The sequence below is a fragment of the Streptomyces composti genome (assembly GCF_012034205.1).
Classification (GTDB): Bacteria; Actinomycetota; Actinomycetes; order Streptomycetales; family Streptomycetaceae; genus Streptomyces; species Streptomyces composti.
On the sequence record NZ_JAATEM010000011.1, the window covers coordinates 18,618 to 32,893 of the forward strand.

Sequence of the window (14,276 nt, forward strand, 5' to 3'; positions counted from 1 at the left end):
GACCGTAAACACGCCCCGCCGCCGCCCGCAAACATCGAAATGCGGACGGATTGTGAACGCGCATCGTGGCCGGTGTGCGACAGCGCCTGCCGCTCAGCCCTTCTCGGCGGAAAAACCGCTGGTGGAGGGCGTCTGCCGGAACAGCCATTCGGATTTCAGTTCCGCATAGCCCGGCTTGATCACGTCATTGATCATGGCCAGTCGTTCGTCGAAAGGAATGAACGCTGATTTCATCGCATTGACGGTGAACCACTGCATGTCGTCGAGCGTGTAGCCGAATGCCTCGACCAGCTGCTCGAATTCCCGGCTCATGCTGGTGTGGGACATCAGCCGGTTGTCGGTGTTCACCGTGGTGCGGAAGTGCAGCCGGCGCAGCAGCCCGATCGGGTGCTCGGCGTAGGAGGAGGCCGCCCCCGTCTGGAGGTTGGAGCTGGGGCACATCTCCAGCGGGATGCGCTTGTCGCGGACGTAGGAGGCGAGCCGGCCGAGCTGCACGGTGCCGTCGTCGCGGACGGTGATGTCGTCGATGATGCGCACCCCGTGGCCGAGCCGGTCGGCGCCGCACCACTGCAGCGCCTGCCAGATGGACGGCAGCCCGAAGGCCTCACCGGCGTGGATGGTGAAGTGGTTGTTCTCCCGCTTCAGATACTCGAAGGCGTCCAGGTGCCGGGTGGGCGGGTAACCGGCCTCGGCGCCCGCGATGTCGAAGCCGACGACGCCCAGGTCCCGGTAGCGGTTGGCGAGTTCGGCGATCTCCAGGGCGCGGGCGGCGTGCCGCATCGCGGTCAGCAGGGCACCGATCCGGATGCGGTGCCCGTTCTCCCTGGCGCGCCGCTCCCCCAGCCGGAAGCCCTCGTTGACCGCCTCGACGACTTCTTCGAGCGTGAGGCCGCCTTCCAGGTGCTGCTCGGGGGCGTAGCGCACCTCGGCGTAGACGACGCCGTCCTCGGCGAGGTCCTCCGCGCACTCGGCGGCGACCCGGACCAGCGCCTCGCGGGTCTGCATCACGCCGACGGTGTGCGAGAACGTCTCCAGATAGCGCTCCAGGGAACCGGAGTCGGCGGCCTCCCGGAACCACAGGGCGAGCTTGTCCGGGTCGGTCTCGGGGAGCTGGGAGTAGCCGGTCTCCCGGGCCAGGTCCACGACGGTGCCGGGGCGCAGGCCGCCGTCGAGGTGGTCGTGCAGCAGAACCTTGGGCGCCCGGCGGATCTGGTCCGGTGTCGGGGTGTTCGCAATGGTCTGGCTCGTCATTTCCGCACCATAACCCCTTGTCGTCCTACGCGCGTAGATGCCGGGCGGGGGGAATTCCCGGGTCAGGTGCCCGGTGCTGCCCGGTGGTCGCCGATACGCAACGGTGACCGCACGGACGGGTGGCGTGCGCCCGCCCTTCTGACAATGTTCTGCCATGGCACAGCAAGCGTCGCCGGTCCGCAGGGCCCGGCTGGGGAGGACGTTCGGCTCCGAGCCGACAGCGGTGAGCGGAGTGGTGCTGCTGCTCCCCGACGGGGAGGAGACCTCCCACCGCAGACCGTCCCCGCTGCTGGCCGCCGCCTCCGTCCGTGCGCTCGGCCGCCGCCTGGGCCGCGCCGGGCGGGAGGAGGGGCTGGCGGTCCATGTCGTCCACTACCGCTACCGGGGCTGGAACGGGGAGTGGGCTCATCTGGCGAGCGACGCGGAGTGGGCCGCCGACGAGGTCGTACGCCGGTACGGGGACGTGCCGGTGTGTCTGGCCGGGACCGGGATGGGCGCCCGGGCCGCGCTGCGGGCGGGCGGGCACGAGGCCGTCACCTCCGTGGTGGCGCTGGCCCCCTGGCTGCCCCGTGAGGAGGGCGCGGACTCACCCGAACCGGTGAAGCAACTGGTGGGACGTCAGGTGCTCATCGTGCACGGCACCAACGACGCACGCACCGACCCGGAGCTGTCCTTCCGCCTCGCCGCGCGGGCGAAGAAGGCCAACCGGGACGTGTGCCGGTTCGAAGTCCACGCCGACGGCCACGGGTTGCACCAGTACCGGGACGAAGTGCTCGCCCTCGCCGAGGACTTCGTGATGGGTGTGCTCTTCGGCAGGAACTTCGCGCGCCCGGTGCGGGACGCGCTGGCGGCACCGCCGCCGCTGGGTCTGCGGATGCCGCTGGCCTCCGGATTCGGGCGGTGGCGGTAGCGGCACGTGTTGCTCCCTTCGCAGGCGGCGCGGGCCTCACGTCGGCAGCAGGTTGCCGCGGCGGGAGAGCAGGAACTTCTTGAAGGCGGCCACCGGGGGCGTGTCCGGGTGCCCGGCCAGCCAGGCGACGCCGATCTCGCGCACCGCCCGCGGCGCGGTGACCGTCAGCTCCACCACCCCCGGCCGGGGCACGGTCGGCGGCGGCAGCAGCGCCACGCCCAGGCCCGCCGCCACCAGGCCCCGCAGGGTCTCCGCCTCCTCGCCCTCGAAGGCGACCTTCGGCCGGAAACCCGCCTCGGCGCACAGGTTGTCCGTGATCCGCCGCAGACCGTAGCCGGGCTCCAGGGTGACGAAGGTTTCGTCGGCCGCCTCGGCCAGGCGGATGCGGCGGCGGGAGGCGAGCCGGTGGTCCGCGGGGACGACCAGGCGCAGCTTCTGCTCGTCCAGGCGCCGGGCGACGAGGTCGGGGGCGTCGGGCACCGGCGAGGTCAGGCACAGGTCGAGTTCGCCGGCCCGCAGCCGCTCCAGCATGGCCTCGCCGTAGTTCTGGACCAGGCTGAAGCGGACGCGCGGGTGGCCGGCGCGGAAGGCCTGCAGCAGGCCGGGGACGGTCTCGGCGCCCATGGTGTGCAGAAAGCCGAAGGCGACCTTGCCGGTGGCCGGGTCGGCGTCCGCGCGCACCTCCTCCACGGCGCGTTCGATCTCGGCGAGCGCCCGCTCGACCGAGGTGAGGAAGGTGCGGCCCGCCGGGGTGAGGGAGACGGTGCGTCCGTGGCGGGCGAACAGATCGACGCCGAGGTCCTGTTCGAGGCGGGCCATGGCCCGCGACAGCGTCGACTGCGGCACCTGCATCTGCTGGGCGGCGCGGGTCACGTGCTCGGTGCGGGCGACACCGGCGAAGTGGGCGAGGCGGGGGGCCAGGAGCAGCGACATCTCCCGCTCGGGAATGTCTTCTGTGTCACCGGACTGTGACAGGCGGGTCCCTGAACTCTGCTGATGCACCATGGGAACAATTATGGCGAATCCATGCATTGGACGGATGAGTCCGGGCGTACATACCGTCGAGGCATGACTCCCGCCAGTACCGGGGCGTCCGCCACCGCGGGCGCCGGCTCCGTTCCCTCCGCCGCCTCTCCTGCTCCTGCCGCCTCTCCGGCTCCTGTTTCTTCCTCCGCCTCCTCCTCTGCTGTGGACGCGCGTATGGCTCCTGGTGGACCGGGCTACCGGCGGATGAGCTTCGCTCTCTTCCTCGCGGGTGTGGCCACGTTCGCCCTGCTGTACTCCACGCAGGCGCTGCTGCCGCTGATCTCCGGCGACTTCCAGGTCAGCGCGAGCGACGCGAGCTGGACGGTGGCGGCGGCCACGGGCGGGCTCGCGGTGTTCGTGCTGCCGATGAGCGCGCTGTCGGAGCGGTTCGGGCGGCGCACGGTCATGACGGCGTCGCTGGCGGTCGCGGTGACGGTGGGGCTGCTGGTCCCGTTCGCGCCGTCGCTGGGGTGGCTGGTCGCCCTGCGGGCCGTGCAGGGTGCGGCGCTGGCCGGACTGCCCGCCTCGGCGACCGCGTACCTCGCGGAGGAGGTCCGGCCGAAGGCGCTGGTCACCGCGATCGGTCTGTTCGTGGCCGGGAACAGCGTCGGCGGCATGAGCGGCCGGGTCATCACCGGCTGGGCCGCCCAGGAATGGGGCTGGCGGGTCGCCGTCGCACTGATCGGGGTGATCGCGGTGGGCTGCGCGGTGGCCTTCCGGCTGCTGCTGCCGGCACCCCGGCACTTCCGTGCCGGTTCGCTGCGCCCGGGTGTCCTGGCGCGTACCGTGCGCGGCCACCTCGCCGATCCGCTGCTGCGCCGGCTGTACGCGATCGGTGCGCTGTTCATGACGGTGTTCGGCGGCGTCTACACGGTGATCGGGTACCGGCTGACCGAGGCCCCGTTCTCGCTGCCGCAGGGCATCGTCGGCTCGGTCTTCCTGGTCTACCTGGTCGGCACGGTCTCCGCGTCGGCGGCCGGCCGCCTGGTGGGGCGCCTCGGCCGCCGGGGCGCGCTGTACGCGGCCGGGGGTACGACGGCGGCGGGTCTGCTGCTGTCCCTGGCCGACGCGCTGGTGCCGGTGCTGCTGGGCCTGGTGCTGATCACGGCGGGCTTCTTCGCGGGGCACGCGGTCGCCTCGTCGGCGGTCGGGAAGACCGCGACGCGGGGGCGGGCGCAGGCCGCGGCGCTGTACCAGTCGGCGTACTACGTCGGCTCCAGCGCGGGCAGCACGGTGGGGGCGGTGGCCTTCCACGCGGGCGGCTGGGCCGGGACGGTCGGCGTCGGCCTGCTGGCGGTGGCGGGCGTCGTGGCGATCACGGTGATCGGGTCGCTGGCGGCGATGCGGTCCGGTACGCCGGTGAGGGTGCGCTCGGCGAGCTGCTGAGCGGGGCCGGGGCCCGGCAGCCGGCCGGTCGCGGCTGCCGGTCGAAGGCGCACCGCGGCCCGGTGCGCGGGCCGTCACGACTGCCGGTCCAGGACGCGCCCCGGGCTGCCGGGGAAACCGGACCTGAGCCGTCCCGCAAGTCCGAAGTGGGTACCCGGGCGGCTTTTCCGACTCGGGGCGCCATTGTCAGTGGGCTGCTGTAGCTTCCGGAGTGTGGGCGCGAAGAGGCGCCGCCACGGAAGCCACAGGGGTGGGTGGGCGATGACGAACGGCACGGCGACGACCGACCTGGACGACAAGCTGGAGGCGTACCGCGTCGAGCTGACCGGGTACTGCTACCGGATGCTCGGCTCCTCCTTCGAGGCGGAGGACGCGGTGCAGGACACGATGGTCCGCGCCTGGCGCAGCTACGACAAGTTCGAAGGGCGTTCCAGCCTGCGGTCCTGGCTGTACCGGATCGCGACCAACGTCTGCCTGGACATGCTGACGGCCGGCAACAGACGCGCCCGCCCGATGGACCTGACCGAGTCCACGCCGCTGGCGCAGGCCGCCCTGTCGCCGCGCCCGGACAACACCTGGCTGGAGCCCATGCCGGACTCGAGAGTGCTGCCCACCACCGAGGACCCGGCGGAGGCGGCCGTCGCCAAGGAGTCCGTGCGGCTCGCCTTCATGGCCGCGCTGCAGCAGCTGCCGCCCAAGCAGCGCGCGGTGCTGATCCTGCGCGAGGTGCTGGCCTGGAAGGCGAGCGAGGTCGCCGAGCTGCTCGGCACCTCCGTCGCCTCGGTCAACAGCGCGCTGCAGCGGGCCCGGGCCACCCTCGCCGAGCGGCGGCAGCCGGGCGAGGAGGCAGCGGTCTCCGACCCGCTGGACGAGGAGCAGCAGAAGCTGCTGGAGCGCTATGTCGCCGCGTTCGAGGGGTACGACATGTCGGCGCTGACGCAGCTGCTGCACGAGGACGCCATCATGACGATGCCGCCGTTCGACCTGTGGCTGACCGGCCCGGAGGACATCACCGGCTTCATGACGACGCTGGGCGCGCCGTGCGCCGGCTCGAAGCTGGTGCCCGTGCAGGTCAACGGGCTGCCCGGGTTCGCCCAGTACAAGCCCGACCCGGAGAGCGGGGGCTTCACCCCGTGGGCCGTGCAGGCGCTGGAGATCTCAGACGGCCGGATCACCGGGTTCCACTGCTTCCTCGACACCAAGCGCTGGTTCCCGCTGTTCGGGCTGCCGCTCCACCTCGAAGCGGAGACCGACCAGGTCGAGCAAGGAGCATAGGGCCGGGTCCGGATCACGCAGCCGTATCCGCCCGCCCGCCCGGCGTGCGGTCAGCTGGAGCCGGGCGAGGAGGTTCACGGCGGCGAGACCGGGTGGCCCCAGGCCGCCGACGTCGCACACCACCACCGTGCCGGGGCCGTCCAGCAGGGCCCGCACCGCCTCGCACGGCCCCCGCACCTCGCCCCGGGCGAGGAGGGGGCCGCGCAGCACGAGCACAGGCGGTGTCTTGGCGTCCACGATCGGTAGACCGGGCGGGAAGCCGTAACTCATCGGGGGCGCGGGAGCCGTAACTCACCGCGCGTGCGGGAGCCGTAACTCACCGCGGGTGCGGGGGCCCGTGACTCACCGCGGGTGCGGGGCCCGTGGCTCACCGCGGGTGCGAGCGGTCACATTGACCCCGGGGCGGGCCTGCGCCGAGGGTTGGCTGTATGTGCCATAGATCGTTCCCGTCCTTCCCGTCCGAGGGGCCGGCGTGCAGGGGGTGCTGAGCGGGTTCGCGGTGATCGCGGTCGTCATCGGCGTCGGCTATGTCATCGGACGGCGGGGGTTCCTGGGCACCCAGGGCAGCGCGGTGCTGACCAAGCTGGCCTTCCACGTGGCCTCACCGGCTCTGCTGTTCACCACCCTCGCGCGGGCGGACCTGTCCGTCGTCTTCTCCGAACGCCTCCTGGTCACCGCCCTGAGCACAGCCGCGGTGGCCGGCATCTTCATCGCGGTCGGTGTCGTACGCCGCTGGGGAGTGGCCCGCACCACCATCGGCGCCCTGTGCGCCGGCTACGTCAACGCCGGGAACCTCGGCATTCCGATCGCGGTGTACGTCCTCGGCGACGCCTCCCTCGTCGCCCCGGTGCTCCTCTTCCAGCTCATCGGCGTCACCCCCGTAGCCCTGACGATCCTCGATCTGTCGACCACGGGCGGGAAACTCCCTCTCTGGCGACGCCTGCTCACCCCCCTGCGCAACCCCATCGCCCTGGGCTCCCTGGCCGGTGTCGCGGCGTCGGCCTCCGGGATCACCGTCCCCGGCCCGGTCATGGACCCCGTCACCCTGATCGGCAACATGGCCGTCCCCGCCGTCCTTCTCGCCTTCGGCATCTCCCTGCGCGGCAGCACCCTGCCGCTCCGCGACGGCGAACGCGGCACGGTCCTGCTCGCCGTTGCCCTGAAGTCGGCCGGCCAGCCGCTCGCCGCCTGGGCCCTGGCGGCGGGCCTCTTCGGACTCACCGGCCCCCCACTCCTCGACGTGGTGGTCACCTCGGCCCTCCCGGCCGCCCAGAACCTCTACACCTACGCCGCCACCTACGGCGTGGGCGAACGCCTGGCCCGGGACGCCATCCTCATCTCCACGGCACTCTCCGTCCCGGTACTGGTCGTGGTGGCGGCGCTCCTCGGATGAGCTGCGGCCCCGCAGCGACGGGCGGTCGGTCAGGTGAGATCGGCAGCCTCCCGCGACGCGTACCTCCTTGAGGTGATCGGCAGGGCGATGTCCGCCCGCCGGAGCCCGTCCGTCCCGCACAGTGGGCAGGTGCCCCATCGCCCGCCGACGTTCCTGCCGCTGCTCCTCGCCCTGCTGACCACGACGGGCTGCGCCACGGTGCCGGCCTCCTCCGACCGCCACCCGCACGACCGGCACGGCTCGGCCGCTCCGGAACCGGCGGCGTCCCCGTCACCCACCCGGCAGGCTGCCCCTCCCCCGCCGCGCTCCGCACTGGTCCGAACCGCGCCCGGCCCGCAGCGGCCCGCGCCCGAGAGCGGTCGTACGGCCCGGCCTGACACTCCGTCGGCTGTCCAGCGGCCCCGGACCGCAGTGCCGCAGGAACGGACCACGGCCCGTCCGCGTCCACCCGCTTCCGCACGGCCCGAGCGGCGCCGGCCGAAGGAACGGCGGTCCGGGTCCGAGGTGCCGCCCCGGGGGCGGCCTCGGCCGGACGCCCGGCCCGAGGAGATGCGCGAGTTGTGCCGCCGGGCGGACGGCGTGGCGTCGACCGAGGCCGTGGGTCTGTGCCGGGAGGCCTGGGGGTAGGGCCCGCGATCCGGCTGCCCGGGGAGGGCGCCACAGCTCCCGCTCCCCCGCCGCCACCCGGCCCTGAGAGACAGGGCCGGGTGCACGACACCGGTGTTCCGTCGCTCACGACTCGGGCTCTCACCCTGCCGACGCGCCTAGTTCTTTCGCTCGATGGTGAGGGACAGCCGCACGGAGCCGCCGCTCTTCCCACGCGGGACTTCCTGGCTGCGTTCAGGTGGTGAACTCAGCCGAGCTGGTGCTCCCTCCGTGCGCGCTCGCCAGACGGCGACGGCCGCGGAGAGCAGCAGGAGCACCGCCGCTCCGGCGCCCCAGGCGACGGATCAGTTCTCCGTCAGCATTCCGGTGGCCACGTTCACCGCTCCCGCCAGTATGACCGAGCCGCCAACCGCCCAAGCCTGCCTCGCGGTCATGGTCTCACCCTCCTCGTGCACTCAACTGTTGGACCGTCAAGTGTTCACTAGTTTGATGCAGTTGGGCGATTCAGGGGAGACCCGTGCAGAAATTGCTTCGCTAAATGAAGACGATCTCCGGGATCGCGGGGATCCCGGAGATCGGGGAGATGCGGGCGAGCCCCGCTCAGGCGATCCGTTCCAGTACCACCGGGGACGGGGAGAAGGCGGCCGCATCGGCGGTGATGTCGTAGGAGCCCTCGAGGGCCTGGAGGGCATAGGGGAAGCGGTCGGGGGTGTCGGTGTGGAGGGTGAGGAGAGGCTGGCCCTCGGTGACCTGGTCGCCGGGCTTGGCGTGGAGTTCGATGCCGGCGGCGGCCTGGACCGGGTCCTCCTTGCGGGCGCGGCCCGCGCCGAGGCGCCAGGCGGCGACACCGACGTCGTAGGCGTCGAGGCGGGTGAGGGTGCCGGAGGCGGGCGCCTTGACGACGTGCTGCTCGCGGGAGGTGGGCAGAGGGGCGTCGGGGTCGCCGCCCTGGGCGGAGATCATGCGGCGCCAGACGTCCATGGCGGAGCCGTCGGCGAGGGCCTTGGCCGGGTCGGCGTCCGTCAGGCCGGCCGCGTCGAGCATCTCGCGGGCCAGGGCGAGGGTGAGGTCGACGACGTCCTTGGGCCCGCCGCCGGCCAGGACCTCGAGGGACTCGCGGACCTCGAGGGCGTTGCCCGCGGTCAGGCCGAGGGGGGTGGACATGTCGGTGAGCAGGGCGACGGTCCTGACGCCGTGGTCGGTGCCCAGACCGACCATGGTGGAGGCCAGTTCGCGAGCGTCCTCGAGGGTCTTCATGAAGGCGCCGCTGCCGACCTTGACGTCCAGGACCAGCGAGCCGGTGCCCTCGGCGATCTTCTTGGACATGATGGAGGAGGCGATCAGCGGGATCGCCTCCACGGTGCCGGTGACGTCGCGGAGGGCGTAGAGCTTCTTGTCGGCGGGGGCCAGGCCGTCGCCGGCGGCGCAGATGACGGCGCCGACCTCGTCGAGGACGCGCAGCATCTCCTCGTTGGAGAGCAGTGCGCGCCAGCCGGGGATGGACTCCAGCTTGTCGAGCGTGCCTCCGGTGTGGCCGAGGCCGCGGCCGGAGAGCTGGGGGACGGCGGCGCCGCAGGCGGCGACCAGCGGGGCGAGCGGGAGGGTGATCTTGTCACCGACCCCTCCGGTGCTGTGCTTGTCGGCGGTGGGCCGGGACAGGGAGGAGAAGTCCATGCGCTCGCCGCTGGCGATCATCGCGGCGGTCCAGCGGGCGATCTCCCGGCGGTTCATCCCGTTGAGCAGGATGGCCATGGCGAGGGCCGACATCTGCTCGTCGGCCACCTCCCCGCGGGTGTACGCGTCGATGACCCAGTCGATCTGCTCGTCGCTGAGTTCACCGCGGTCCCGCTTGGTGCGGATGACGGAGATGGCGTCCATGGCCATGGCTGGCGTTCCTTCCGGGAGTGCGAAGGGGGCGGCCCCCGGAACCACACGGGTCCCAGGGGCCGGAGGGGGGTTACTTGTCGAGGTGCTTCGGGGTGAAGGCCTGCGGCAGCATCTCCGCCAGGGACACGATGCCCTTGGGGGTCTCGAGCAGCAGTCCGGGGCCGCCGAACTCGTAGAGCAGCTGCCGGCAGCGGCCGCACGGGACGAGGATCTGGCCGTCGCCGTCGACGCAGGTGAAGTGCGTCAGCCGGCCGCCGCCGGTGCGCTGCAGCTCGGAGACCAGGCCGCACTCGGCGCACAGGCTGAGCCCGTAGGAGGCGTTCTCCACGTTGCAGCCGGAGACGGTGCGCCCGTCGTCGACCAGGGCGGCGACACCGACCGGGTAGCCCGAGTAGGGGGCGTAGGCGTGGGCCATGGCGTCCCGGGCGACGGCGCGCAGCGCCTCCCAGTCGATGTCGTCGACGGCCCGGGGGCCGGTCACTTGCCCTGCCCCTTCCGGTAGGGCAGCCCGTTCGCCTTCGGCATCCGCAGCCGCTGCGCGGACAGGGCCAGGACGACGAGGGTGACGACGTACGGGGTGGCGGCGACGACCTGGTTGGGCACCTCGTTGGTGACGGAGTACCAGGTGAACATCAGCGCGCCGACGACGAGGGTGATGCCCGCGCCGGTGTACTTCTTGCGGACCGCCAGCCAGATGGCGCCGATGACCAGCAGCAGCGCACCGAGCAGCAGCAGGGCGTGCACGTTGGCGGAGCCGCCGCGCAGGTTGAGGCTGTCGGTGTAGCCGAACAGTCCCGCGCCGATGGCGAGGCCGCCCGGCATCCAGTTGCCGAAGATCATCGCGGCGAGGCCGATGAAGCCGCGGCCGCTGACCTGCCCCTCCAGGTAGAAGGGGTTGGCCACGATGGACAGGAACACGCCGCCGAGGCCGGCCAGGGCGCCGGAGATGACGACCGCGATGTACTTGTACTTGTAGACGTTGACGCCGAGGGACTCGGCGGCGATCGGGTTCTCGCCGCAGGAGCGCAGCCGCAGGCCGAAGGCGGTGCGCCACAGCACCCACCAGGTGGCGGGGACCAGCGCGACGGCGATCAGGGTCAGCCAGGAGACGTTGGTGACCAGGCCGCCGAGCAGACCGGCGATGTCGGAGATGAAGAACCAGCCCTGGGCGTTGAGGTCCCGCAGCCAGTCGGAGAGTCCGGGCACGGTGAACTCGCCGAGGGACTCGACCGCCGGGGACTGCTTGGCGGAGCCGCCCTTGTGCCCGACGAAGGCGAGCGGGGCGAGGTAGCGGGTGGCGCCGAGGGCGAGGATGTTGATCGCCACACCGGAGACGATGTGGTTGACCTTGAAGGTGACGGTGACGATGGCGTGCAGCAGGCCGCCGATGGCGCCGCCGGCGAGGCCGACGAGCACACCGGTCCACGGGCCCCACTGGAAGCCGGCCCAGGCACCGAACCAGGTGCCGAGGATCATCATGCCCTCGAGGCCGATGTTGATGACGCCGGAGCGCTCGGCCCACAGACCGCCGAGGCCGGCCAGGCCGATCGGGACGGCGAGCTCCAGCGCGGTGGACATCTGGCTGACGTTGGTGATGCCGTTGGCGCCCGTGATGAGCCGGACGATCGAGGCCAGCGCCAGGGCTCCGGCGATGACCAGCATCAGCACCGGCAGCGACAGGCGGCGGCCGGTCGGCGCCGCGGGCTGCAGCGTGGGCTGGTTGACGTCGACGGCGGAGGTCGGAGCGGTCATCGGCCAGCCACCTCCTTCTTGACGTTGTTCTCGGCGCCGATGAAGTGGCCCGCGGCGAGCTCCGCGCCGACCCGGCGCTGCTGGCGGCGCAGGCCCCACTCACGGACGGCCTCGTAGGAGACGACGACCGAGAGGACGATCAGGCCCTGCATGATGACCGCGATCTCCTTGTCGTAGCCGTGGAAGTCCAGCTCGGGCGAGGCCTTGTCGAGCCAGGCCCACAGCAGCGCGGCGAAGGCGATGCCGACCGGGCTGTTGCGGCCGAGCAGGGCGATGCCGATGCCCAGGAAGCCGATGCCGGTGGGGAAGCTGAGGTTGTAGGTGTGCGAGCCGCCGAGCAGGATCGGCAGGCCGGCGAGTCCCGCGACGGCGCCGGAGAGCAGCATGGCGGTGAGCACCATGCGCTTGGGATCGACGCCACTGGCCGCGGCGGCGGTCTCGGAGGCGCCGGAGGCGCGCAGGTCGAAGCCGAAGCGGGTGCGGTTGAGCACGACCCAGTAGCCGATGCCGAGCAGCACGGCCAGGATCACCAGGCCGTAGATCTCGCCGGCGGCGCCCATGTCGATGCCGGGGACCCAGCCGGACTCGTGCATCTCGCCGGTGGTGTTGTTGTTGCCGACCTTGACGCCGAAGACGGTGGGCAGCCACAGGTAGCCGATGACGGAGGTCGCGATCGCGTTGAGCATGATCGTGGCGACGACCTCGCTCACGCCGCGGGTCACCTTCAGCACGCCGGCGACGCCGGACCAGAAGGCGCCGGTGAGGACCGCGGTGAGCAGCAGCAGCGGGATCTGCAGCACGGCCGGGAGGTTCATGTGCGCGCCGACGATGGCGGCCAGCATGGCGCCGAGCTGGTACTGGCCGTCGACGCCGATGTTGAACAGGTTCATCCGGAAGCCGATGGCCACCGCGAGCGCGGCGATGTAGTACATCGAGGCCTGGTTGATGATCAGGACCTGGACATCGGAGAACGTCGCCTGCTCGAACATCAGGGCGAACGGCTCGACGGGGTTCTTGCCGGAGGCGACCAGCACGATCGCGCTCAGCACGAAGGCCACGGCGAGCGCGATGACCGGTCCGGCCACCGCGAGGAGCACGCGCTCCTTGTCGAACTTCTTCATCAGCGGGCCTCGTCTTCCGGAGACTCGGGGGCCTTGGACACCTCGGCCGTGGTCTCGGGGGTCTCGTCGTGCTCGAGGTGGCCGGAGGCGGCGCCGGTCATGGCGGAGCCGAGCTCCTCCGGGGTGATGGTGGACGGGTCGGCGTCCGCGACCAGCTTGCCGTCATAGATCACGCGCAGGGTGTCGGACAGGCCGATCAGCTCGTCCAGGTCCGCGGAGATCAGCAGGACGGCGAGGCCCTCGCGGCGCGCCTCACGGATGTGGTCCCAGATCGCGGCCTGCGCGCCGACGTCCACACCACGGGTGGGGTGGGCGGCGATCAGGAAGCGCGGCTTGTGGCTCATCTCGCGGCCGACGATCAGCTTCTGCTGGTTGCCGCCGGACAGGGAGGCGGCGGTGACGTCGATGCCGGGGGTGCGCACGTCGTAGGTGGCGACGATGCGGCGGGTGTCCTCCTGGGCCGCCTTCGGGTCCAGCCAGAAGCCCTTGGCGTTGGGCTTCTCGGTGACATGGCCGAGGATGCGGTTCTCCCAGAGGGGGGCCTCGAGGAGCAGGCCGTGGCGGTGGCGGTCCTCGGGGATGTAGCCGATGCCCTGCTCGCGGCGCTTGCGGGTGGGCCAGGCGGTGATCTCCTCGCCGGCCAGCCGGATCACTCCGGAGTCCGCGGGGCGCAGCCCGATGAGGGCGTCGACCAGCTCGGTCTGGCCGTTGCCCTCGACACCGGCGATGCCCAGGACCTCGCCTTCGTGGATGGTGAAGCTGATGTCGTCGAGCAGCGCCTTGCCGCCGGGTGCGGCGAGACGCAGCTTGTCCACCTCGATGACCGGCCGGTCGGTGACCGTGGACTCGGCGGTCTCGGGGGTGGGCAGCTCGCTGCCGACCATCATCTCGGCGAGCTGGCGGGGCGTGGTCTCGGCGGGGACGGCCGTGCCGACCGTGGTGCCGCGCCGGATGACGGTGATCTCGTCGGCGACGGAGAGCACCTCACCGAGCTTGTGGGAGATGAAGATGACCGACAGGCCCTCGGACTTCAGCTCGCGCAGGTTCTCGAAGAGGGCGTCGACCTCCTGCGGGACGAGCACGGCGGTCGGCTCGTCCAGGATCAGGGTGCGGGCGCCGCGGTAGAGGACCTTGAGGATCTCCACGCGCTGGCGGGCGGCGACGCCGAGTTCCTCGACGAGGGCGTCGGGGCGGACGTCGAGGCCGTAGCGCTCGGAGATCTCCTTGATCTTGCGGCGGGCCCGGGCGCCGATGCCGTACAGCTTCTCGCTGCCGAGGACGACGTTCTCCAGGACGGTGAGGTTGTCGGCCAGCATGAAGTGCTGGTGGACCATGCCGATGCCGCGGGCGATGGCGTCGGCGGGCGAGTTGAAGTGGACCTTCTCGCCGTCGACGGCGATGGTGCCCTCGTCCGGCTTCTGCATGCCGTAGAGGATCTTCATCAGCGTCGACTTGCCGGCGCCGTTCTCGCCGACGAGGGCGTGAACGGTGCCCTTGCGGACGGTGAGGTGGATGTCGTGGTTGGCCACGACGCCGGGGAAACGCTTCGTGATCCCGGCAAGCTCGACGGCGGTCACCTGACCGCCCGCCGCCGATCCGGCCGGAGGGCTGCTGGACGCGTTGATGGCGCACTCTCCATGGGGACGGGGGTCGTCTACACGCGTAGCGC

Annotated in this window: 12 protein-coding genes; 4 read left to right on the forward strand and 8 right to left on the reverse strand. The window is 71.8% G+C overall.

What is annotated here, in order from left to right; all coding sequences use genetic code 11:
• Positions 1-93: 93 nt before the first annotated feature.
• On the reverse strand, positions 94-1,251 hold the full coding sequence (locus HCJ93_RS10785; protein WP_167993537.1) for an adenosine deaminase: 1,158 nt from the start codon (positions 1,249-1,251) through the stop codon (positions 94-96).
• Between the two features lie 154 nt (positions 1,252-1,405).
• Between HCJ93_RS10785 and HCJ93_RS10790 the strand changes: the two genes are divergently transcribed.
• Positions 1,406-2,161, forward strand: coding sequence for an alpha/beta hydrolase (locus HCJ93_RS10790; RefSeq protein ID WP_167993539.1), 756 nt, complete (start codon positions 1,406-1,408; stop codon positions 2,159-2,161).
• A gap of 36 nt (positions 2,162-2,197) precedes the next feature.
• Here HCJ93_RS10790 and HCJ93_RS10795 read toward each other — a convergent pair whose 3' ends face one another.
• The gene (locus HCJ93_RS10795; RefSeq protein ID WP_167993549.1) at positions 2,198-3,166 is read right to left on the reverse strand and encodes a LysR family transcriptional regulator; all 969 of its coding nucleotides are present in this window, start codon (positions 3,164-3,166) and stop codon (positions 2,198-2,200) included.
• 63 nt (positions 3,167-3,229) lie between these two features.
• On the opposite strand from HCJ93_RS10795, the gene HCJ93_RS10800 reads away from it, so the two are divergent.
• On the forward strand, positions 3,230-4,573 hold the full coding sequence (locus HCJ93_RS10800; RefSeq protein ID WP_167993551.1) for an MFS transporter: 1,344 nt from the start codon (positions 3,230-3,232) through the stop codon (positions 4,571-4,573).
• A gap of 261 nt (positions 4,574-4,834) precedes the next feature.
• Positions 4,835-5,848 (forward strand): sigma-70 family RNA polymerase sigma factor, encoded by a 1,014-nt coding sequence (locus HCJ93_RS10805; protein WP_167993553.1) that lies wholly within the window; start codon positions 4,835-4,837, stop codon positions 5,846-5,848.
• On the opposite strand, the gene HCJ93_RS10810 is transcribed toward HCJ93_RS10805, so the two are convergent.
• Complete coding sequence (locus HCJ93_RS10810; protein WP_167993555.1) at positions 5,732-6,118, reverse strand: STAS domain-containing protein; 387 nt, start codon at positions 6,116-6,118, stop codon at positions 5,732-5,734. The genes HCJ93_RS10805 and HCJ93_RS10810 overlap by 117 nt on opposite strands.
• Before the next feature lie 202 nt (positions 6,119-6,320).
• Here HCJ93_RS10810 and HCJ93_RS10815 point away from each other — a divergent pair, with 202 nt between their 5' ends.
• The gene (locus tag HCJ93_RS10815) at positions 6,321-7,241 is read left to right on the forward strand and encodes an AEC family transporter (protein WP_167993557.1); all 921 of its coding nucleotides are present in this window, start codon (positions 6,321-6,323) and stop codon (positions 7,239-7,241) included.
• 1,206 nt (positions 7,242-8,447) lie between these two features.
• Here the strand turns inward: HCJ93_RS10815 and HCJ93_RS10820 are convergent.
• From HCJ93_RS10820 to HCJ93_RS10835, 5 genes are all read right to left on the reverse strand, one after another.
• Positions 8,448-9,725 carry a thymidine phosphorylase gene (locus HCJ93_RS10820; RefSeq protein WP_206317248.1) on the reverse strand — a complete coding sequence of 426 codons (1,278 nt, stop codon included), beginning with the start codon at positions 9,723-9,725 and terminating at the stop codon, positions 8,448-8,450.
• Positions 9,726-9,804: 79 nt separating this feature from the next.
• Positions 9,805-10,215 carry a cytidine deaminase gene (locus HCJ93_RS29390; protein ID WP_309141371.1) on the reverse strand — a complete coding sequence of 137 codons (411 nt, stop codon included), beginning with the start codon at positions 10,213-10,215 and terminating at the stop codon, positions 9,805-9,807.
• A complete protein-coding gene (locus HCJ93_RS29395; protein ID WP_240967544.1) occupies positions 10,212-11,486 on the reverse strand; it encodes an ABC transporter permease in 1,275 nt (424 codons plus the stop codon). The genes HCJ93_RS29390 and HCJ93_RS29395 overlap by 4 nt, the downstream gene beginning before the upstream one ends.
• Positions 11,483-12,607 (reverse strand): ABC transporter permease, encoded by a 1,125-nt coding sequence (locus HCJ93_RS10830; protein WP_167993561.1) that lies wholly within the window; start codon positions 12,605-12,607, stop codon positions 11,483-11,485. The genes HCJ93_RS29395 and HCJ93_RS10830 overlap by 4 nt, the downstream gene beginning before the upstream one ends.
• Positions 12,607-14,184, reverse strand: a complete 1,578-nt coding sequence (locus tag HCJ93_RS10835) for an ABC transporter ATP-binding protein (RefSeq protein WP_167993563.1) — start codon at positions 14,182-14,184, stop codon at positions 12,607-12,609. Before HCJ93_RS10835 ends, HCJ93_RS10830 begins: the two co-directional genes overlap by 1 nt.
• Between the last annotated feature and the right edge of the window lie 92 nt (positions 14,185-14,276).